The organism is Robertkochia flava (assembly GCF_020166515.1).
In the GTDB taxonomy this organism is placed as follows: Bacteria; Bacteroidota; Bacteroidia; order Flavobacteriales; family Flavobacteriaceae; genus Robertkochia; species Robertkochia flava.
This window is the reverse complement of the sequence record NZ_JAINZT010000006.1, coordinates 25658-45269: the sequence shown is the minus strand read 5'-3', so window position 1 is coordinate 45269 and position 19612 is coordinate 25658. Positions and strand designations below refer to the sequence as shown.

At 38.1% G+C, this 19612-nt stretch carries 19 protein-coding genes; 1 reads left to right on the top strand and 18 read right to left on the bottom strand.

Annotated elements, in window-relative coordinates:
* Nucleotides 1-3: 3 nt before the first annotated feature.
* The 17 genes from K7R11_RS09340 to rfbB all read right to left on the bottom strand — a co-directional run bounded on the left by K7R11_RS09340 (nt 4) and on the right by rfbB (nt 16931).
* The gene (locus K7R11_RS09340) at nt 4-1215 is read right to left on the bottom strand and encodes a polysaccharide biosynthesis protein (protein ID WP_224490280.1); all 1212 of its coding nucleotides are present in this window, start codon (nt 1213-1215) and stop codon (nt 4-6) included.
* Nucleotides 1216-2361: a LegC family aminotransferase gene (locus tag K7R11_RS09335; RefSeq protein WP_224490279.1), complete on the bottom strand. Its 1146-nt coding sequence runs from the start codon at nt 2359-2361 to the stop codon at nt 1216-1218.
* A 133-nt stretch (nt 2362-2494) separates the two neighbouring features.
* Nucleotides 2495-3118: an acetyltransferase gene (locus K7R11_RS09330; protein ID WP_224490278.1), complete on the bottom strand. Its 624-nt coding sequence runs from the start codon at nt 3116-3118 to the stop codon at nt 2495-2497.
* A gap of 9 nt (nt 3119-3127) precedes the next feature.
* Complete coding sequence (locus K7R11_RS09325; RefSeq protein ID WP_224490277.1) at nt 3128-4321, bottom strand: glycosyltransferase; 1194 nt, start codon at nt 4319-4321, stop codon at nt 3128-3130.
* 13 nt (nt 4322-4334) lie between these two features.
* Nucleotides 4335-5207 carry a glycosyltransferase family 2 protein gene (locus K7R11_RS09320; RefSeq protein ID WP_224490276.1) on the bottom strand — a complete coding sequence of 291 codons (873 nt, stop codon included), beginning with the start codon at nt 5205-5207 and terminating at the stop codon, nt 4335-4337.
* 3 nt (nt 5208-5210) lie between these two features.
* Nucleotides 5211-6281 (bottom strand): EpsG family protein, encoded by a 1071-nt coding sequence (locus K7R11_RS09315; RefSeq protein ID WP_224490275.1) that lies wholly within the window; start codon nt 6279-6281, stop codon nt 5211-5213.
* An 11-nt stretch (nt 6282-6292) separates the two neighbouring features.
* Nucleotides 6293-7426 carry a CapA family protein gene (locus K7R11_RS09310; protein WP_224490274.1) on the bottom strand — a complete coding sequence of 378 codons (1134 nt, stop codon included), beginning with the start codon at nt 7424-7426 and terminating at the stop codon, nt 6293-6295.
* Nucleotides 7427-7598: 172 nt separating this feature from the next.
* Entirely contained in the window at nt 7599-8759 is a 1161-nt protein-coding gene (locus K7R11_RS09305) for a glycosyltransferase (protein ID WP_224490273.1), read from the bottom strand.
* A complete protein-coding gene (locus tag K7R11_RS09300) occupies nt 8746-9678 on the bottom strand; it encodes an ATP-grasp fold amidoligase family protein (RefSeq protein WP_224490272.1) in 933 nt (310 codons plus the stop codon). Before K7R11_RS09300 ends, K7R11_RS09305 begins: the two co-directional genes overlap by 14 nt.
* Entirely contained in the window at nt 9675-10673 is a 999-nt protein-coding gene (locus K7R11_RS09295; protein ID WP_224490271.1) for a glycosyltransferase family 2 protein, read from the bottom strand. The genes K7R11_RS09300 and K7R11_RS09295 overlap by 4 nt, the downstream gene beginning before the upstream one ends.
* Nucleotides 10666-11649, bottom strand: a complete 984-nt coding sequence (locus K7R11_RS09290; protein ID WP_224490270.1) for a glycosyltransferase family 4 protein — start codon at nt 11647-11649, stop codon at nt 10666-10668. The genes K7R11_RS09295 and K7R11_RS09290 overlap by 8 nt, the downstream gene beginning before the upstream one ends.
* Nucleotides 11650-11738: 89 nt before the next feature.
* The gene (locus K7R11_RS09285; RefSeq protein WP_224490269.1) at nt 11739-12023 is read right to left on the bottom strand and encodes a DapH/DapD/GlmU-related protein; all 285 of its coding nucleotides are present in this window, start codon (nt 12021-12023) and stop codon (nt 11739-11741) included.
* 87 nt (nt 12024-12110) lie between these two features.
* On the bottom strand, nt 12111-12371 hold the full coding sequence (locus K7R11_RS09280; protein WP_224490268.1) for a PglD-related sugar-binding protein: 261 nt from the start codon (nt 12369-12371) through the stop codon (nt 12111-12113).
* A 9-nt stretch (nt 12372-12380) separates the two neighbouring features.
* Nucleotides 12381-13463 (bottom strand): DegT/DnrJ/EryC1/StrS family aminotransferase, encoded by a 1083-nt coding sequence (locus K7R11_RS09275; RefSeq protein WP_224490267.1) that lies wholly within the window; start codon nt 13461-13463, stop codon nt 12381-12383.
* Nucleotides 13423-14898, bottom strand: a complete 1476-nt coding sequence (locus K7R11_RS09270; RefSeq protein WP_224490266.1) for a lipopolysaccharide biosynthesis protein — start codon at nt 14896-14898, stop codon at nt 13423-13425. Before K7R11_RS09270 ends, K7R11_RS09275 begins: the two co-directional genes overlap by 41 nt.
* A complete protein-coding gene (rfbA, locus tag K7R11_RS09265) occupies nt 14898-15767 on the bottom strand; it encodes a glucose-1-phosphate thymidylyltransferase RfbA (protein WP_224490265.1) in 870 nt (289 codons plus the stop codon). The genes K7R11_RS09270 and rfbA overlap by 1 nt, the downstream gene beginning before the upstream one ends.
* A gap of 102 nt (nt 15768-15869) precedes the next feature.
* Complete coding sequence (gene rfbB, locus K7R11_RS09260) at nt 15870-16931, bottom strand: dTDP-glucose 4,6-dehydratase (protein WP_224490264.1); 1062 nt, start codon at nt 16929-16931, stop codon at nt 15870-15872.
* Nucleotides 16932-17801: 870 nt separating this feature from the next.
* Between rfbB and K7R11_RS09255 the strand changes: the two genes are divergently transcribed.
* A complete protein-coding gene (locus K7R11_RS09255; protein ID WP_224490263.1) occupies nt 17802-18161 on the top strand; it encodes a four helix bundle protein in 360 nt (119 codons plus the stop codon).
* Between the two features lie 13 nt (nt 18162-18174).
* Here K7R11_RS09255 and K7R11_RS09250 read toward each other — a convergent pair whose 3' ends face one another.
* Nucleotides 18175-19500: a capsule assembly Wzi family protein gene (locus K7R11_RS09250; RefSeq protein ID WP_224490262.1), complete on the bottom strand. Its 1326-nt coding sequence runs from the start codon at nt 19498-19500 to the stop codon at nt 18175-18177.
* Between the last annotated feature and the right edge of the window lie 112 nt (nt 19501-19612).

Genomic DNA, 19612 nt, shown 5'->3' with positions numbered 1-19612 from the left:
GCATTACATTTTCTGGTCAAGACTTTTTCCGGTCTCGATATGTTCAAAATCGGGCAAATATTTTTTCAGGGTGTTCACGATAGCCGCCTTGTCATAGGCTCCGGAGGTGAGCAGCGCCTGCAGTTCGTTCAGGGTAGTATCTATGGTCTCCATGGGGAGTTTCCTGGCGTTCTTGATCACCCCCATACTTGCATAGGTATCCTTATCTACCAAATCGGTATCGGTAAAGAACTCCTCATAGAGCTTTTCTCCCGAGGTATCAGTATCAAAGAAATACACCGGATAAGGCTCAGTTTCTTTAAGATTTCGGGCCAGGGCTTTGGCTTCCTCTTCATTCTTACATTCCCGGATCTCCAGGTTCGAAGCTTTAAAGAAATCCAGGGTGATGTCCTTAAAATACACCATCTCCTCTTCTTCCAGCTTGGGGAAGAAGATCTCCCCGCTCTCGCCCAGCATACAGGCCAGCAGGCAGATCTCCCCGCTTTCGTCTGGAGAAACGAAGAAACGCTTGACGTCTGAAGGACAGGATATCGGTTGTTTCTTAAACAACCGCTCGATATACCCGGCGAGGAGCGAACCATTTGAAAAGGCCACATTGGCAAAACGGGCCGTGGTGATCGGGATGCGTTCGCTATAGGCCATGATCACCTCTTCCATCAGTTTCTTGGAGGCCCCCATCACATTCACCGGGTTGGCCGCCTTGTCGGTAGAAACGCAGAAGAAATGTTTAGGTGGGAATTCCAATAACAGATCGAGGAATTGCTTGGCCTTAAATACATTGTTATCGAGCATGGCCTCGATGGAGTACTTATCCTTTTCGGAACGCACATGCTTGTGGGCCGCAAAATTGGCAACGATGTCGAAGGAACCGTGATCCCGGAACATTTTTTCAAAAACAGGATCCCCGAAGTTCATGGGATAGGTCTTGTAATCTTCAGGAACAATGGTATTGGCATCGCTGCGCAGCTGACGCGTCAGTTCGGTAAGTCCGTTCTCGTTGGTATCCACCACGTACAGGCTGGCCGGTTCAAATTTCAGAATGGCACGGATGTAGGAAGAACCAATGGTTCCGGCACCACCGATCACCAGGACCGAACGACCTTTGATGCGTTCGCTAAGGGAATTCTTGTATATATCCTGGTCAGGAAGAAAAAGGCTCTCCTCCCTATGGGTGATATAAGTTTTTATAAACTGGGGTACATCGATCAGATTCATTTACTCGTAAAATTGCTTTATGGTTTGTACTACGGTTTCCAGTTGTTGTTGGGTGATCCCTGCCGAGCTGGGGATGGAGATGCACTGCTCGTACACCGAATTCGAATGGTCTTCTTTGGTGATATAGATCTCTTCAGTAAACATGGACAGCTGATTCATAGGCATCCAGAACGGACGCGATTGCACCCCATTGGCATTCAAATAATCCAACAGCTCCCGCATGCGAGACGTTTTAAAGGTAAACAGCCAGCCGTTAGCTTCAACCCCAGACGTGACTTCCTGGAATTGAATATCTCCGACGCCCTTAAGTTGCTCCCTGTAAAAGGCATCCATGGTGTGTTTCTTTTTCAGGATCTCGGGAAATTGTTCCATTTGGGCCACTCCGATAGCAGCCAGCACATTCACCAGGCGGTAGTTATAACCGATCTCGTCATGAATATATTCCATGGCAGAAGTCTTAGCCTGGGTGGTAAGGTGTTTGGCGCGTTTGGCCAGTTCCTCATCATCGGTAACAATGACTCCACCACCCCCGGTGGAGATGATCTTGTTCCCGTTAAAGGAAAATACCCCCAGCTTGCCAAAGGTCCCGGCATGCTGCCCTTTAAAGGTTGACCCAAGGGCCTCCGTGGTATCTTCGATGATATCCAGATGGTACTTTTCTGCTATGGTTATAAGGCGATCCATATCACCCATATTCCCCAGCACGTGCACCGGCATGATCGCTTTAATTCGCTTCCCGGTCTTCTTATTAAAGGTAAAAGTCTCGCCTCCCTCTTCCCGCATCTCGCATCCCTCTGCGAGAAATTCTTCGAGCAGCTCCAGATCCATCTGCCAACTCCCCGGATCCACATCGATCAGGATTGGCTGGGCCCCGGTATACTTAATAGCATTCAGGGTAGCAATAAAGGTAATATTAGGTGCGATCACATGGTCGTCTGCAGTAACCCCGGAAACGATCTGGGCGACATGCAGGCCAACTGTACCGTTCATACAGGCGATGCCGTATTTGGCACAACAGTACTCCGCAACCATATCTTCGAATTTGGTTACATAAGCCCCGGCAGAAGAGATCCATCCGGTGTCCAGGCATTCCTTGACATAGGTCCATTCGTTGCCGTTGAGTTCAGGGATTGATAAGGGAATCATATTATTTCAATTGTGAATTGTGAATGTGGTGAGACATAACTAACAAGTCCTGCCTACCTTGAGGTAATGGCAGGCAGGCACCACTAACTTTTATCATACGAAGCTTTAGCGAAGTATGACAACTTACACCTTTTTATGGTTTAAGAATCGCCGGAGATCCGATATATACTCCTGGCTTATTAATATCTTGTGTAACAACCGCTCCCATCCCAATAATCACATCATCACAGATAGAAACACCGGGTTTTATAGCAGCATTAGCACCTATCAGGCAACGTTTACCAATAGTAACATCACCGAGCAATACAGCACCAGGAGCAATATGAGAAAAGGCTCCTATTGTGCATTCGTGCTCTACGATTGAACCTGAATTAATGATAACCCCAATCCCTATTTTTGCTAGCGAATGAACTATAGTGTTAGGTCCAACGAAGATTCCCTTACTTAAAGTTGCACTGGAGGAAATATGAGCACTTCGCGAAAGAACATTTATAAGCTGACCACAATCTTTAAATTGGTAATACAGTTTTTCCCTTTTGAGGTTGTCTCCAATCCCAATAAACCAATTATTCGCATCAAGTACTTCTTTAGTTTCGAGTCCTTCAAAGTTTAAAGCGTATGGATTGGCTTTTGCTTCATTCAGGTCGCAATACCCGGTAAAACAGTTTCGGGTATGCATTGCTGCTTCGATCACTCCATAAGCATGGCCGCTATACCCTATAATTATATTTTTTAAATCATCAACTAGTTTCTTCATTACTTTATTTTAAGAACTTACAACATGGGCTGAATTAATATCTGTTATAAGAGTATTGTACATTGCAAATAGCTCATGCCACAACTGTTCCCTAGTATAAAGTTTTTGAATTCTTATACGTCCCTGTGCTCCATGTAAAACTTTTTCTTCAGGTTTATCGATATAGCTCTGAATAGCGTTAACTAATCCTACCGTATCCATATAATCTACAAGCTTACCTGTTACGCCGTCTTCGATAACATCCATGATTCCTGTAATTTTGTATGCAACAACAGGAACCTCCATAGAACTTGCTTCTGCTGCTACCAACCCAAAACCTTCCCTTCTGGATGGAAATAATAGAACATCAAAACTTTTTAAAATCTTTTCGGGATGTGTAATTTCATCCAGCAATAACAGATTATCAGAAGACAAGGTTTTATAAGATTTTACGAGGTTTTCATATTCCCCCCCCATTTCGTTAGGACCTACTATAACTCCTAAAATATTATTAGATGTAGATAGAGAGGAAACGACATCCAAAAAGTCCGTGATTCCTTTATCCTCATTCAAACGGCCAATAAACCCTATTACAAATTTTCCTGAATCACGTAAATATGAAAATTGGGTAGAAACTACATTCTCTGGATTAAATCGTTCATTAGTATCAATACCATTTATTGAACCTTTGCCAATCACCTTAATTTTAGATGCACTACAAATGGAATTCTCAATTGCTAACCTTTGAAGACTTGGACTAACAGCAAGTACCTTATGAGATAATTTACACGTTAACTTTTCAAGATAAAACATTAAACCTTTATCGATCTTGTTTCCTCTTGATGAAATAAGACCATGCATGTGATAAATGATGTTTTTTCTAAATAACAATCTGCTTGCTAATGCTCCTAAAAAAGAAGCCTTGGGTGTATGTAAGTGAATAATATCGGGTTTAATTTTTACAATAATTAAAATTAAACTGATCAGGCTCTGAAAATCCCTAAATGGATATATCTTTCTTTCCAAAGGAATATGATGAATCTTAACATTCTCATCTCTTTCCTTAATTTTTGGTAAGTAGAACGTATCCTTTGGTATTACAATATGTGCTTCTACTCCTCTCGACATCATATACTGCAATTGCCCTTCCATAAAATAATAAGGAGACATCGGAGAAGAAAAGACATGTAATAACTTGAAACTTGCTGAGTCAGTATGCTTCACTAAAATGTATTTTTTAATTATCCAGGCCGGGAATCCTGGTAAGTTTGATCTCTTTTAAAGCCTCAGAATATAGCTCTCTTTGTTTAAGATCTATTTCAGTCTTATTTCGCCTTTTTAATAACTCATGCAATCCTCCTCTTTTATTTTTGTAAATGACATAAATCGTTTTTAAATAAGATTTAAAAATTAAAAACAATGACAATGGAGAAATGTATCTAAACAACATTTTCCTTTCGTTCTTATAGGCACGCAATAATTTATCTAAAGAAACATTACCTTCTTCCCGATAGATATACAATGAATCCTTTATTGATTTAATTTTAAAATCCTCTTTCAACGCACTTCTTACCCATAAATCATAATCCTGTGCAATTTTTAAACTTTCATCATAACAGTTACGTTGATACCAGGATTTTTTCACAAGCATTGCTGCATGAATGACATTCACTTTTTTTGTTATAATATCTCTGAATGAAGGATTTTCAAAACTCTCTCCTCTTGCGCCTTTTAGAGATAAGTTATTCGCTACTGAAAAAACTCCAGTGGTAACAATATCCAACTCAGGGTTATTTTTGAGAATTTCAAATTGAGTTTCTATTCTTTTAGGTAACATCAGATCGTCAGCATCCATTCTTGCTATAATATCGTATTTAGCAATTTTGGCCACTTCATTTAATCTGGCTGCCAGGCGCTTATTTTCTCCGTCAGAAATTACTTTTACTCTGGGATCCTTTATAGATCTTGCTAACTCTAAAGATCCATCTGTAGATCCATCGTCTATTAAGATCAACTCCCAATCCTGAAAAGTTTGAGCAAATACTGACCGAATAGCGTCAAGTAAGAATTCTTCAGCGTCGTAAAATGGTATTGCTATGGAAATGGCCATATTTTATAAATTAGGATTTAAGCTGTAGGGGACAAGATTAGACATTTTGTATAGATAAATTCCATAAAACAACAGATGTACTAACACAAACATTAATTTTATTGCGTGATTTTTAAAGTATTTAACATCTTCAAAAACTAAAGGCCAAATCAATATGTAGCCCAGCATAAAATAATTTGACAATCTCATAAAATTCACATCGATTCCCGTAAAAACAACCAACAAATAAATTATGGAAACAAACAAACTATAATTTAAATAAATGTCATAACGATTCAGGTTCTCTTTTGTAATTCTTTTTCTGAAATTGAATAATATAACCGTAGTCAAATTGAAAAATAATGCCAAAAGATACCCGCCGGTGGCCCCTCTATTTTCGTAAACAGCGTACCTTGCCTCAACATCTGTGCTAAAAACTGACAATAAATAACCAAGAAAAGAGATACTTCCCCCCCCTAAGAATAGATAAATCAAGATATTTTTCAATTTCACTTCCCTGTTTAAAATGAAGTAAAAAGGAAGCATGATTAAAGCTGTGTTATGAAACAATGATGCAAAAGCGATACACATAAAATATGCAATCATATTTCTTTTTAGAAGGAAAATCAACGAAAGAGAAGAAATTCCAATCGCAATACCTTGCCTACCTGCATTAAAAAATACCAGGTAACTGGCAATAGTAATGTAAATGAATACGGATAATGTAACATTCTTCGAAAACTTTTTAAGTACATACAACATTGGGAATACCGAGAGAAAGGCAATCGCGATTAGTAATGCATAGTACTCTGAAGAAAAGAATAAAGCCACTTTCTGCAAAATCCAATACCCAATTTCAATAGTACTTTCTATTTCAAAAATAGAATCAGTGTAATAGCTGAAATTATTGTATATCCCTACGTAGTTATTTGTATCGGTACCAACTTCACTCGACCTCAATCCCGCAAAAAGAACTAATAGAATACCTGAAAAAATAAAAGGAAAAGAAAAAAAGCTTAAACTCTTTTTTTTTGATAATGAGCTATTTAAAACCCAAACAACAACTAATAATAATACATAATACGGTAGTAGCATCGAATCGTTTACTAGTCCTTTAACAGTTCTTGAATTACCTCGTTATGAGCCTCACATCGAATGATGTTATGAGAAACTGCCTTTTGTTTTTTACCAAAAAGAAGATTTACTATAGAATTTTGTGAAATTCGATTTAAATGAATTAAATACCGGTTAAATCCAAACAACCATGGTATGTAGAGGTGTTTTTTCTTTCCACAGAAATGCTCCCATGATGTTTGGATAAATTCCTTATCAGACAATGTAGAGGAACGTAGAAATAAAGCTTTGAGAAGTTTTTTTGAATTATCCTTATCTATAAGTCGTATTCCTTTATTTGCAGCCTGGATTGGAATCAGATTGATGTTATTAGTTATACCTATTTCATCCCTTACAAGGTTTAGTTTAACAACTAAACCCTGATTCCACGAATCATCACCTTCCCGAAAACCAAAAACAGTATTACCCTGGCCATAAAGTATACTTTTATCTTGATAATTTTCTATAGTTCCGATACAATGACTGTGTTGACATGTTACAAAATCGGCCCCCTTATCTACAAATCTCCTGCACTTTTTTTGAAGTTGAGGACTGGGATATTCATAATACTCTACACCTCCATGATACAATATAACAAGGTAATCTACTTCCCTTTTAACATCTTCGATAAGATCTAAATCCTCATAAGGATCGAAGAAATTAGCCCCATATTCATTTTCAGAAGCACAATTAAACTCTTGTTCTGCGAAGGACAAAATGCCAATTTTAAAACCATTTATTTCTTTCAAATAAGGTTTCTTCGCTTCCTCTAAATTAGCTCCTGCCCCAAGTGTATCAATATTGACTTCACGGCAAGCTTCAAGAGTGGATTTTACACCCTCTTCTCCACAATCTTTAATATGATTGTTTGCTAAACTCAATAAATTAAACCCTGAACTCTTTAAAACATCAATACATTTTGTAGAACCATGAAGAATTGGACCTGCTTTTACAATTGGTTTGGGGTTATCAGTTAACACAAACTCTAGATTACCCAGCACCAGATCAGCATTTTCAAAAACAGAGAGTAAGTCATTAAAAAGTGGTTCCGGGCGTCCAGCCTCAAAATATCTTAATGTATCCTTAGTTGGACAGATATCCCCACAAATTACAATTTCACACTTCATGGTTATTGTTACTAAGCCTAAATCTTTGCTATTCTATAATTAGTGCATCTCCTAGCAAAAAAATCAGGTTGGTTAAAAGACTGATATGGAATAAAATTTGCACTTAATAATTGATATATAGCGTTAAATAGATTCTGGCCTACTTAAGAGTCAATACCTCAATGAACAAATCCTATTTAACACATTTTTTATAATAAGATTCAATAATTTGCGAATTTGAAAAACTATCAAAACCGTTCTCCTTGATGCTTTTAATTATCGAATCTTTATCATCGCTCTTTCTGCTTTTGTTTAACAAAATTAAATCCACCCATTTATGAACATTAAAGGAATCAATGAAATTCACAAGACCTATGTTCATATCTACATCTTGAGGAAAACCTTTATATAATAGAGCTGGGACACCGGCTGCCTGAGCCTCGACAGCTACAAGTCCAAAACCTTCCCTTAGCGCAGGTCCTAAAAAAATATCAAAACTATTCATCACTACAGGGATATCATTCCTCAATCCCAGGTAGATTACCTTATCATCTATGCCGATGTCCTTAATTTTATTATTGACACTTTCTAGATAATCCTTATCATCTGCTCTTCCGGCATATACAAATTTAAAATTGACATTCCTCTTATTTAGTTCATTTAGTATTTCAATGATGAATAATAAATTTTTATGAGGCACTATCCTACCAACATTTCCAAGAACTAAGGTTTCTTCACTTAGGTCATAGGACAACTTCAATTTTTTCACTTCACCTTGATCGACTTCCAAAAATGATTGTGAATCGATAGCGTTTTTGATAATCCTTGAAGATTTGTTTTTATCTTTACTTATGCCAAATAAACTATCATTTGCTTGTTCGGAACATCCCCAAAATTGATCAGAATACTTTTGTATTAGGATCTTTTGAAACTTCATCTCAATATTAGATATAAATCGGTAAGCAAAGTTACCTCTAAACTTAATATCTGCATGGGCATGTGTAATAACGCACTTAATTCCAGCTTTTTTCGCGGCCCAGGCTATAATACCAGACTTACTATTCATATGAATATGAACAATATCAGGCTTGGCTTTGTCAATTACCTTTTTAAATTCTGAAAAATATTTTAATGGCCCTATTTCCCATTGCGTCGGAATCTGATAAATATTTCCTCCTAGTGCTTTAATATCATTATCAAAATCACCTTCTAATATTCCTGTACTTTTATTGTAATTTATTAGAAAATCAAACTTAATATCTTCACTTAACTGTTTGAAAACATCCATTATCATAACCTCAGCACCACCACGGTTCATAGTACCGGATACATGCAACACTTTAAGCATCCCCATGTAATTTTGGAAGTTTTAATTTTTCACCTAGTATAGTATCATATTCGATAGGATTAAAATCAGGCAACCCACTTTTAGGATAAAACGTCATTTCCCCAAAAATAATTTTATCCTCTACCTCATAAAAATCTACTCTTACAAAAGGGAAATCCCCAGCCAGATCTTCAGCAATTTGAATCATTCGAACTAAATTTTCCGGGGCTTCTATTTCAATATCCGGTCTAGGCTTTAAATCTTTTCCAAAAGGTTGAATATTCCATTCCAAATCATAGAAATTCTGTGCATGATCTATAGACCCCCTTCCTTTATTGGCCTGGATAAAATGTGCTTTACCATTAAAACAGAAAAATTTATAATCCATTAATTGGCCACTTTTATCAGTTAAATATTTTTCAGCAATTAACCTGGGTTTCATATTTTTATATGGCCACTCTCTCCCTGGCCAAAAAATATTATTCTTTAACCAAATCTTGAAGATTTTTCGCCACCAAAACCAATTAATTTTAGACTTATCTGTACATATTAAATTCCATCCGCTCCCATGGGTTGCCTTGATAACAAATTTTTCTGGCAATGAGTCCAATTGTATTTCTTCTACTTTGTCATAGACCCCTATTATTTCTCCTAAAATATCCTCATATCCCTTGTCAGATAAATAACTACGCACCTCATATTTATCGGCACATACTGTCATCATAGGATTGTGATAATTTAATTTTAGCCATTGTAGTTTTTCACTAAAAGTAACGGGCTTACTAAGATTGGGAGTTTTACCGCTGAAAGATGAATACAGCTTTAGAATACAATCTTCATCTGTGAAATTATTTAAACTTTTAATTCCCTTTTTCCATTGTTGTAAATTCCACAAATAATATAAAAAGGGAATATTATTTTTAAGATCTACCAAATAGGCTCTCATAAATTCGAATTTATGGTCCGATAAATTTTCCTGGCAAATTTCCAAGAAGCGTATTGTAAACTAGCAAACGGTTTTCCACTTATAGATTCTAAGAAATATTTAGTTTGTGGTCGAACTAATTTTGTGGATTTCAAAAATTTTAAATGGTCAGTACTCAACCGCTCTTTAATTAGTACTAACGCTTTTTGTTTGTAGTCATCCTTTATATTATCAAACATGCCATGAAAAAAATTCAATTGCTGGGTATAAAATTCACGCTTATACTTAGAGAAATTTCCTTGATCTTTTAATTTCCCCTCAACAATATCCATTATATAAACCAGATCAAATAATTTGGAGTCCTTTTTTGCAGTAGTGGCTCCAGGTTGTTGACGGTAAAAGGATAATCGCTCTGGCAAAATTGAGATTTTTTCTAATTCAGTTATCAAACGCCAATGCACAGGAATATCTTGTCTGGTTAATCCTTTTGGAAAATCAATTTTAAGCTCTCTTAATTTTTCTGTTCGTAGAAGTTTAACCCAGGTAAACGCTGGCCGATTTAAAAGAGCAACTTTGTTACTGGCATCTAATTTTAGGAGATCAGAAGGAATAGTTTTTAAATTGAATATTTCTTCTTTTTTGTAAAAAGTAACATAATCCCAAAGAACCATATCACTTCTCTCCCTTTCCGCTAAATGAACAGCTTTTTCAAAAAGTGTATTATCGTATATATCATCGCCGTCTAAAAACAAGATGTATTTTCCTGTTGCTAACTCAAGAGACTCGTTTCTTGCAACAGCCAAGCCTTGATTTTCCTTTTTAAGAATAAGTTTAATCCTGTTATCATCTTCAGCATATTCTTTTAAAACCTGAGATGTTAAGTCGTCTGAAGCATCATCAATACAGATAAGTTCAAAATCCTTAAATGTTTGATTTAAAATACTACCTATACTTTCTTGAATAAAGTCTTGGACGTTAAAAGCAGCTAAAGTTACTGATAGCTTGATTTTATTCATTTCCTATTTCTAAAACAGTCTTAAAAATATTATCCCACCTAGAAACCATATCCTCCGTGTTAAATTCAATTTGATAATCTGTTCTAATTCGATTAGACATATCTTCTAATAAGCTCCTATTGTTGTATAAAAGTTCTATTTTTTCTACCATCTCATCCACCTCTTTCTCAACTATAAAACCATTCACACCATTTTTTATAACCTGGCTAGGCCAGCCTATATTGGTAGATACACTTGGAACACCCATCAATGAAGCCTCTCCAAACATTGAAGGCCCGGCATCAGCATCAGATGCTATTAAAACCACATCTACATCTTCATAAAAATCTGGTAAAGTTTCCATTGGCCCTGAAAACCTAGACTTTAATTCAATATCAGAATGTTGTAGTTTCAATATTTCTGCAACCTTTAAAACATGAGAATAATATCCTTTAAATTCTCTTTGCGGGTTTCCGGTCCAACCAATTACAAACTTCTTTCTATTATATGCTTTCCTTCGAATAAAGAAATTATCATCTATTAAGCCATTGGCATAAAACACTCTAGGAAAAATTTGTGAATAAAAATCTTTTATTTGCCTAGACCCACAAACCAAAAGATCTGTATTAGCACAAAATTCATTAATAAATTCTTCTGGTTTTCCTTGAAAATTTGAATTTGATGGTGGGAATCCATCTGTATAAATACCTTTTATTCTATACCTTGACTCCCAATTAATCTTCATATGCTTTTCAAAATAAAAGCCCAATTCAAGAACTATATCATATTTATAATCCTTTTTCAGCTCCGAATATTTCCTCTTACCTAAATAGTTTTTAAATCTTCTTAATGGATTCTTTGATTTAACCTTGGTATTAAAAACCAAAAAATCACAATAGATATCATATTTATATGAAAGATTCTTTTTTAAAAATTGTTGAATCTCAAAGTAAGCCCATCCAGGAAAATCAGCTATTATAAGAATAGATGGTTTCATTAAATAGTTAAAATTTATCTTTGTTTAAGCCCTTCATTACAAGTATGTAATCGCCACAATAAAAAACTTCACTGATCTTGCCATCAGTTCTACCATTGTTTTTTGATTACAGCAGGAATTCCAGCTACCATACAGTTACCAGGAACATCTTTCGTTACTACAGAGCCTGCAGCAATAATCGCATTATCCCCAATTTTAACACCAGGAATTACAGTTGCAGATGTCCCAATAAAAACATTAGCACCTATTTTACAATGCCCCGATATATTAACGTTCGGACAAAGCTCCACATAGTCGGAAAGAATACAATCATGCCCTATCGTAACATTTAAATTGATAAGGCAGCCTTTGCCTAATTTTATATCATTTGTCAATATGACTCCAGGGGTAATTATTGAACCGTCGCTGATTTGATTATCATATCTCCCAATAACGGCATGGTTACTTATAATATTAGTTAATTAACCCCCGATTTCGGTGAATTTATCAGCAAGCAACTTTCTTATATTGGGATTACCTACTCCTAAGACAAATCTTTTATCACCTTTTTTAAACAGATCTTCTGCTTCATCAAGAGTAGTTAGGATTCTAAATTTGTCAAATAAATAGGGCTTTTCATATTCATTTACATCATCATAAAAAAATATCTCACCCTGATTAGAATATTGTAACAATATCTCTATCAGCTCTTTAGCAAAACCCTTCGCTCCAATATCTAGCATATCTTTTTATTAATTATTTTGAATTCTTAACATTAAACGACATATCAGGTCCACTTCCTCTAAAGTCAGATCATGATATAAAGGCAAACAAAGTACACGCCTGGACACATCATCTGTAATTTTATATTCCTTAGGTTCTAGATAAGGCAAGGCATTGGCCAAAGAAGGGTAAAAGTAACGGCGCGTAAAAATTTCGTTGCCGTCTAAGCCGGATTTGATCTTCAATAACAGATCTTCACTTTCCAATACCAATGGGAAATATGCATAATTTTGAGAAGCATCCTTATGCCATAATGGCATATAGGCTTTAAAATTGCCTAATTGCTCCTTATATCTATTAGTAATAGCATTTCGGCGTTCCTGAATATCATTTACATATTCAAGATTCACTAATCCCATAGCGGCATGAAACTCAGAATTTTTGCCGTTAATACCCAGTTCATTGAAGGAATCGAAACCTGAGATACCAAAATTACGGATGGATGCCATCTTCTTTAATAGATCAGGGCATTTGGTTACAATCAATCCGCCTTCAATGGAATGATATAACTTGGTTGCATGTAGGGAACAGGTAGAAACATCACCATATTCAAATATTGATCTTCCATTTACTTTTACCCCAAAGGCATGCGCCCCATCGTAGATCACTTTTAGATTGTGCCTTTTTGCGATCCTTTCAATGGCTATCACATCACAGGGGTTTCCATAAACATGGGTCGCAAGAATCGCCTGGGTATTTTCTGTAATGGCCTCTTCAATTTTTGAGGCGTCGATATTTAAAGTTTGGGCATCAATATCCACAAAAACCGGGGTACAACCTTCCCAAACAATACTAGACGTAGTTGCCACAAAAGAAAATGGAGTAGTAATAATCTCACCTGTTATTTCAAGCGCCTTTATCGCCATTTGCAATGCCACAGTACCATTGGTCACAAAAAGCAGATGGTCAATTCCCAAATAATCTTTCAGCTTCATTTCCAGCTCACTGGCCAAAGGTCCCATATTGGTAAGCCACTGACGCTTCCATATGCCTTGTATCAACTTAAGATAGTCACCTTCTGGTGGCAAAAATGGCTTTGTTACCGGTATCATTATTCTTTACAATATTTATAATTTCAAATAAAGATTCAAATCTCAACAAATACCCTAAAATGGTATAGATCAATACTCCAAATATTCCACTTACAAACAGACGCACTACATCTCCAGATAAATCAACCAGGAAAAATTCATCCAACAAATAAACTATAGCGCCCATCACTAAACTCAAAGTGATTATAGGAAGTAAGTCCTTGGTTTGCTCCCAAGCCGAATAACTTAGAAACTTCCCGCTATAATGCGTATTGATAAAAAAGCATAAAATTGAAGAAATCACACTTCCGTATAACAGTCCATAAATTCCAAATTGAAAGGATATTACTAGCACTACAGCTATAATAACTTTTTTAATAACCTCCAGTCTTAAAAACAGATCACTCCTCCCTTTAACTTTCAGTATCTGTAAATTATATGAATGAATAGGAAATAGAATCCCATTGACACATAAAATCTGAAAATAGGGCACTGCAGGCAACCATTTTTCGGTAAAAAGAAAGCGGAATAACGGTTCGGCTGTTACCGCCATTATAATTAGTATTGGTGTGATTAAAAAGATCACTAATTTCATAATTCTTTTATAAACGCTTTTTAGACGTTTATCTTCGTCCTGAATTGACGAAAATAAGGGAAATGAAACCTTAGTAACTATTGAACTCACATTCCCTACAGGCAGCATCTGCAAGGTATTAGCCCGGTTATAAAACCCAACCTGGGCAGGAGCGAAAAATTTCCCTATGACAATAGTATAGACATTTGTAAATAAAATATCCAATAAGCCGGATAACATCAATTGAACCCCATAGTGAAAATGAAGCCCAAACTTTGCCTTACTAAAACGCCATAAAGGTGTCCATTTAGACCAATACCATAATTGAATTGTACCTGCTGTTGCTTGTACAATTGCCGCACCCACCAGACTCCATACACCAAAACCAAAATATGCCATAGATATACCGGTAATACCACTCAAAATTGTGGAAGGCAAGGATACTTTAAGCTGTGTTTTAAAGTCCATTATTTTGGTTAAACGGGTTAACTGGACTGCACCAAAAGCGTTTATTATAATGGTCACAGCATATACCCTCACAAGATTTGTTAAAAGCTCCTGGTCATAGAACGCTGCAATTAAAGGTGCCGTAAAAAAAATAATCCCATAAATAATAAGGCTTCCTGCCAGGTTAAAATAAAATACTGTAGAAAAATCATCCTCATCGGGATTTTGAGTCCTTATTAAGGATTGTGTCATTCCTCCATTCACCAATGCAGTACCAAGCCCCATAAAAATGCCTAACATTGCAATAAGACCAAACTCTGATGGCATAAGTAATCTTGCCAGGATCACTGATACAATGAAACCTACTCCCTGAGTACCAAACTGCTGCAAGGTAGTCCAAAAAACACCGGAAAGTGCTTTCTTCTTTAAAGACATTAGCCTGTGATCTTTTTCAAATACTCAAAATAATCACCCTTAAGATCTCTAACAGATTCTATCAAAAAATCTTTTTCGATCCACCTATAGTTTAGAGCTATCTCCTCCAAACAAGCAATTTTAAGACCAGTCCGTTTTTCAACTGCCTTAACAAACTCAGTGGCCTCTGTAAGCGCTTCATGGGTTCCTGTATCCAGCCAGGCGAATCCTCTACTTAAGACTTCCATTTTCAGATCTTGTCTTTCAAGATAAGTCTGATTCACAGAGGTGATCTCTAATTCTCCACGTTCACTTGGCTCAACCTGCTTAGCGATCTCCACAACGCTATTGGGATAGAAATACAAACCAACAACCGCGTAATTTGATTTTGGAATTTGGGGTTTCTCTTCAATAGAGATCACCTTTTTATTTTCATCAAACTGAGCTACACCATAACGCTCTGGATCATTAACATAGTTTCCGAACACTACCGCTTGGTTTTCTTGCTGTACCGTATTAACAGCATTTACCAAAAGCTTTTGCAAACCGGCCCCGTAGAATATATTATCCCCTAAAACAAGACATACATCGTCACCACCAATAAATTCTTCTCCAATAATAAAAGCCTGTGCAAGCCCGTCGGGAGATGGTTGCTCTGCATAACTCAAGCTAATCCCAAACCGACTGCCATCCCCTAACAACCGCTCAAAATTAGGTAGATCCTGAGGGGTTGAAATAATTAGTATCTCTCTAATACCTGCCAGCATCAACACCGATAACGGATAATAGATCATCGGCTTATCATAAACCGGTAGTAATTGCTTTGATACAACTTGTGTCAAAGGATGCAAACGAGTGCCGGAACCTCCGGCGAGGATGATTCCCTTCATGTAAACACGGATTTAAGGATTAATGCGGATTGCACGGATTTTTTGATAGATTTCGCGGATATGATTTGGATTACGCGGATAGTTGGATTGATTACGCTGAAACTAGTCCTGGTACTGTAATTTATAATAGTCTTGGTAAGCCCCGGAGGTTACATTTTTGAGCCATTCCTGATTGTCAAAATACCAGTCGATGGTTTTGGCGAGACCTTCCTCAAAGGTCACAGAAGGTTTCCAACCTAGCTCTTTATTGATCTTGGAGGCGTCTATGGCATAGCGCAGGTCATGACCCGGACGGTCTTTAACATAGGTGATCAGTTTTTCTGATACACCTTCTTCCCTACCAAGTTTTTTATCCATCAACCTGCAAAGCAATTTTACCAGGTCGATATTCTTCCATTCGTTAAAGCCACCGATATTGTAGGTCTCCCCATTGCCTCCATCATGGAACACCAGGTCGATCGCCCGGGCATGATCGATCACGTATAACCAGTCGCGGGTATAATTTCCGTCTCCGTATACGGGTAACGGTTTATCTTCTATAATGTTATTGATAAAAAGTGGGATCAACTTTTCAGGAAAATGGTTGGGCCCATAATTGTTCGAGCAATTAGAGATCACCACCGGCATCCCATACGTTTCCCCATAGGCCCTTACAAAATGATCACTACTGGCCTTGGAAGCTGAATAAGGTGAATTTGGGTCGTAAGGGGTGGTCTCTGTAAAGAGCCCGTCTTCTCCCAGGGTACCATAAACTTCATCTGTACTGATATGGTAGAAACGCTTTCCTTCCCAATTATTTTGCCAAAGCTCCTTGAATGCATTTAGGAGATTCATGGTACCCAGAATATTGGTTCTGGCAAAGGCCAGCGGATCGGTGATCGATCGGTCTACATGGGATTCGGCCGCCAAATGAATAATTCCTTCAAATCGATGCTCCCGAAAGAAAGTATTAATGAATTCTATATCGGTAATATCACCGTGAAAAAAAGTATAATTAGGCTTCCCTTCAATATCCTTAAGGTTTTCCAGATTCCCCGCATAGGTGAGGGCATCAAGATTAAAGATCTGGTATTCAGGATAGGCATTAACGAACAAGCGTACAACATGGCTTCCTATGAAACCGGCTCCTCCGGTAATTAAAATGGTTCTTGAGTTGTCTGACATTCTTTAAGTGATGTAAGTGATGTAAGTGATGTAAGTGATGTAAGTGATGTAAGTGATGTAAGTGATGTAAGTGATGTAAGTGATGTAAGTGATGTAAGTGATGTAAGTGATGTAAGTGAAATTAATAATTATACAGTTTACCAGCTATTCCTACAGCATTTGCATCATTTGTATCACTTACATCATTTGCCACACATCCTGCGTGGCACGGCTTCGCCGCACTCACTCCCAATTATAGTTGTTAGTTTTTAGTGATTAGTTGTTAGTTGTTAGTTAACTTATCTGCTATTAAGCTTCTGTTTGCAACTGTGCACTAAAAACAAGACTTGGGACCTTGTGTCAGGGTTCAAAACCCTTTATAATTATAGATGATGGATTATGGATTATAGATTGAAGTACTATAGCCGATAAGCCACTCATCTTTATGTTGAATACGGGTTTGCCTGGGCTGGGAGTGATCGGGATAAAACCGCTAAAATCAACTCTTGATGACCGGGCAAAAGGGTCGTTTTCGAATCGGCAAATATAATAGAATATTTACGGTGGCCTAAGCTAAACAAAATGAAGTTATCAACTTTAACAAGGGAAAACTGTTGATTTCGGGAGAGGTTACGGGTTTCCTTATTTGGTTTTGAGGTTTGCGGTTTTCGGTTTTCGGTTATCGGTTTGCGGTTTGCGGTTATCGGTTTTCAGTTTTCGGTTTTCGGTTTTCGGTTATCGGTTATCGGTTTGCGGTTTTCGGTTTTCGGTTATCGGTTATCGGTTTGCGGTTTGCGGTTTTCGGTTAGCGGTTAGCGGTCGTCTTAAAGTTTTTAGTGATTAGTGTTTAGTTATTAGTTATTTTTATAGAAAATATACTATAACATAAAAATGAAAGAACCTCTTAAAATTAAAAGCTACGAATTTTCCATATTGATCGTCGGTTGCTGTGATACGTTACAATTGAAACGTGAATATATCCTTAGTAAGCAATTGCTAAAATCCGGAACAGCGATCTGTGCATTATACAGGGAGGCTCAATATGCCGAATCACGTGCAGATTTCATACATAAGCTCGCTATAGCCCAAAAAGAATGCAATGAAACTATTTATTGGCTGGAACTTTGCAGAGATTCGGGTAAGGTAGACCAGGAACATTCAACGTGTCTAATATTCAAAGCTACTGAGTTGCTAAAAATAATTACCAGCATCATCAGGTCTTCCAAGAAAAAACTAAACACTAATAACTAATAACTATGCACTGCTAAAACTCCTTACGCACCGATACTCCCAAAGCCGCATTCCTGTTCTCCTGGCTGTAATCTCCTGCAGCAAACAAGGTAAAGGGCAGAACCTTGTTGTCTATAAACACCTCCAGCAGTCCGGATACGATAACCTTGGAGCCTGTATAAGACTGATCCTTGAGACCGTAGTTTCTTCTGTAGCTCAATTTTCCTTTATAAGGCACCGTTCCGATAACGCCTTGCAACCCGAAATGGTGGACGATAAAACGGTTGGAGATGATACCATTTTCCCCCTCAATAAAGAAAGGCACCCCGATCACCCGGTTGTGGTAGGTCCACCCCGAGGTGTATACCCCGTGATTAAAGTAGTTCTCGTTCTCCCCTTCCCGGTCGCTCTGGTTGCGGGTATAATAGAATTCGTAAAGAAAATTATCCCAGAGGGGAACATCCCTTTTGTTCTGGACATAGAACCCCCAGCGGCCGTCCGGAAAGTTGGCCATACGCAGGCCTGGGCCAAGTTCGGCCATATGGTCCCAGAAGAGTTCAATATCGAAGTTCCTGTTCGTTCTTTTGTATTTGAAGCGGTAGGTGGCCATCTGGTTCCAGTCGCCCATCACCCCATTGGCCGTATTCTTACTCTGTTCGCGGTCCATGGCCCCGGCCCAGATGGTGGCATAGTCGGCCATTCCGTCAAAGAAGGTGCCCTTAAACGGCCAGGCGCCGTCCCACAGGGCCACGTGCTGGAATCCGGCCTGCAGCTGGTTGCGCTCATCGTGGTTGTAGATCAGGTTCACCTGCTTGGTGTGCACCCGGGCATTGCCTATGGTTCTGTCGTCATCCAGGATATACTCCCCCCAGTCGGCTTCCAGCTGCCAGACCTCGTTATTACCTAACAGCAACGGACGAGGCGTATAGATCTTTACCCCCGGCAGCGGACGCGCATTGTTGGAGAACATGTATGAAGGATCGGCCGCCGAGAGTCCGTTATACTCCAGGTCGGGCTGCTCCTTTCCGGCTACGATGCCGAACCAGTAGTTCTCGTATTTGGCGTAGTAATGGTCGGCTCTCACATTGGGATCGCCCCCGTTATTGGCCAGTATCCCGGCCCCAACCTCGAGAAATCCCCAGCGGGCAAACTCCCGTTTGGCCTTTACCGTTCCCAGTGCATAGTAATTGCTTCCCTGTTCTACCCGGCCAAAGGTATTGGCATAGGCCCAGAAGGGCAGGGTATCGTCACTGCCGTACATCCCGAAGCCTTCCAGGCTGCCAGACCATTGGGTGGATTGTGCATTGAGTAGTGTGCAGGCCACGAGGCAGGTGGCCATAACACCCCATAAATGTTTCATAGGTTAAGTTCTGTTTTTAATTCAGTAATAATGTTTACTTTCACAGCAGTAAACGGTAAAATCCGGGCAAAATTTTGCGCTCCAAGATATATAAATCCACATAATTTATTAC

Bases quoted from the DNA above. Each gene is read 5' to 3' on its own strand.
- K7R11_RS09275 (WP_224490267.1), bottom strand. From the start codon at position 13,463: ATGATACCGGTAACAAAGCCATTTTTGCCACCAGAAGGTGACTATCTT.
- K7R11_RS09320 (WP_224490276.1), bottom strand. From the start codon at position 5,207: ATGGCCATTTCCATAGCAATACCATTTTACGACGCTGAAGAATTCTTA.
- K7R11_RS09305 (WP_224490273.1), bottom strand. From the start codon at position 8,759: ATGGGGATGCTTAAAGTGTTGCATGTATCCGGTACTATGAACCGTGGT.
- rfbB (WP_224490264.1), bottom strand. From the start codon at position 16,931: ATGTCAGACAACTCAAGAACCATTTTAATTACCGGAGGAGCCGGTTTC.
- rfbA (WP_224490265.1), bottom strand. From the start codon at position 15,767: ATGAAGGGAATCATCCTCGCCGGAGGTTCCGGCACTCGTTTGCATCCT.
- K7R11_RS09250 (WP_224490262.1), bottom strand. From the start codon at position 19,500: ATGAAACATTTATGGGGTGTTATGGCCACCTGCCTCGTGGCCTGCACA.
- K7R11_RS09330 (WP_224490278.1), bottom strand. From the start codon at position 3,118: ATGAAGAAACTAGTTGATGATTTAAAAAATATAATTATAGGGTATAGC.
- K7R11_RS09255 (WP_224490263.1), top strand. From the start codon at position 17,802: ATGAAAGAACCTCTTAAAATTAAAAGCTACGAATTTTCCATATTGATC.
- K7R11_RS09270 (WP_224490266.1), bottom strand. From the start codon at position 14,898: ATGTCTTTAAAGAAGAAAGCACTTTCCGGTGTTTTTTGGACTACCTTG.
- K7R11_RS09295 (WP_224490271.1), bottom strand. From the start codon at position 10,673: ATGAATAAAATCAAGCTATCAGTAACTTTAGCTGCTTTTAACGTCCAA.
- K7R11_RS09290 (WP_224490270.1), bottom strand. From the start codon at position 11,649: ATGAAACCATCTATTCTTATAATAGCTGATTTTCCTGGATGGGCTTAC.
- K7R11_RS09300 (WP_224490272.1), bottom strand. From the start codon at position 9,678: ATGAGAGCCTATTTGGTAGATCTTAAAAATAATATTCCCTTTTTATAT.
- K7R11_RS09310 (WP_224490274.1), bottom strand. From the start codon at position 7,426: ATGAAGTGTGAAATTGTAATTTGTGGGGATATCTGTCCAACTAAGGAT.
- K7R11_RS09280 (WP_224490268.1), bottom strand. From the start codon at position 12,371: ATGCTAGATATTGGAGCGAAGGGTTTTGCTAAAGAGCTGATAGAGATA.
- K7R11_RS09315 (WP_224490275.1), bottom strand. From the start codon at position 6,281: ATGCTACTACCGTATTATGTATTATTATTAGTTGTTGTTTGGGTTTTA.
- K7R11_RS09335 (WP_224490279.1), bottom strand. From the start codon at position 2,361: ATGATTCCCTTATCAATCCCTGAACTCAACGGCAACGAATGGACCTAT.
- K7R11_RS09340 (WP_224490280.1), bottom strand. From the start codon at position 1,215: ATGAATCTGATCGATGTACCCCAGTTTATAAAAACTTATATCACCCAT.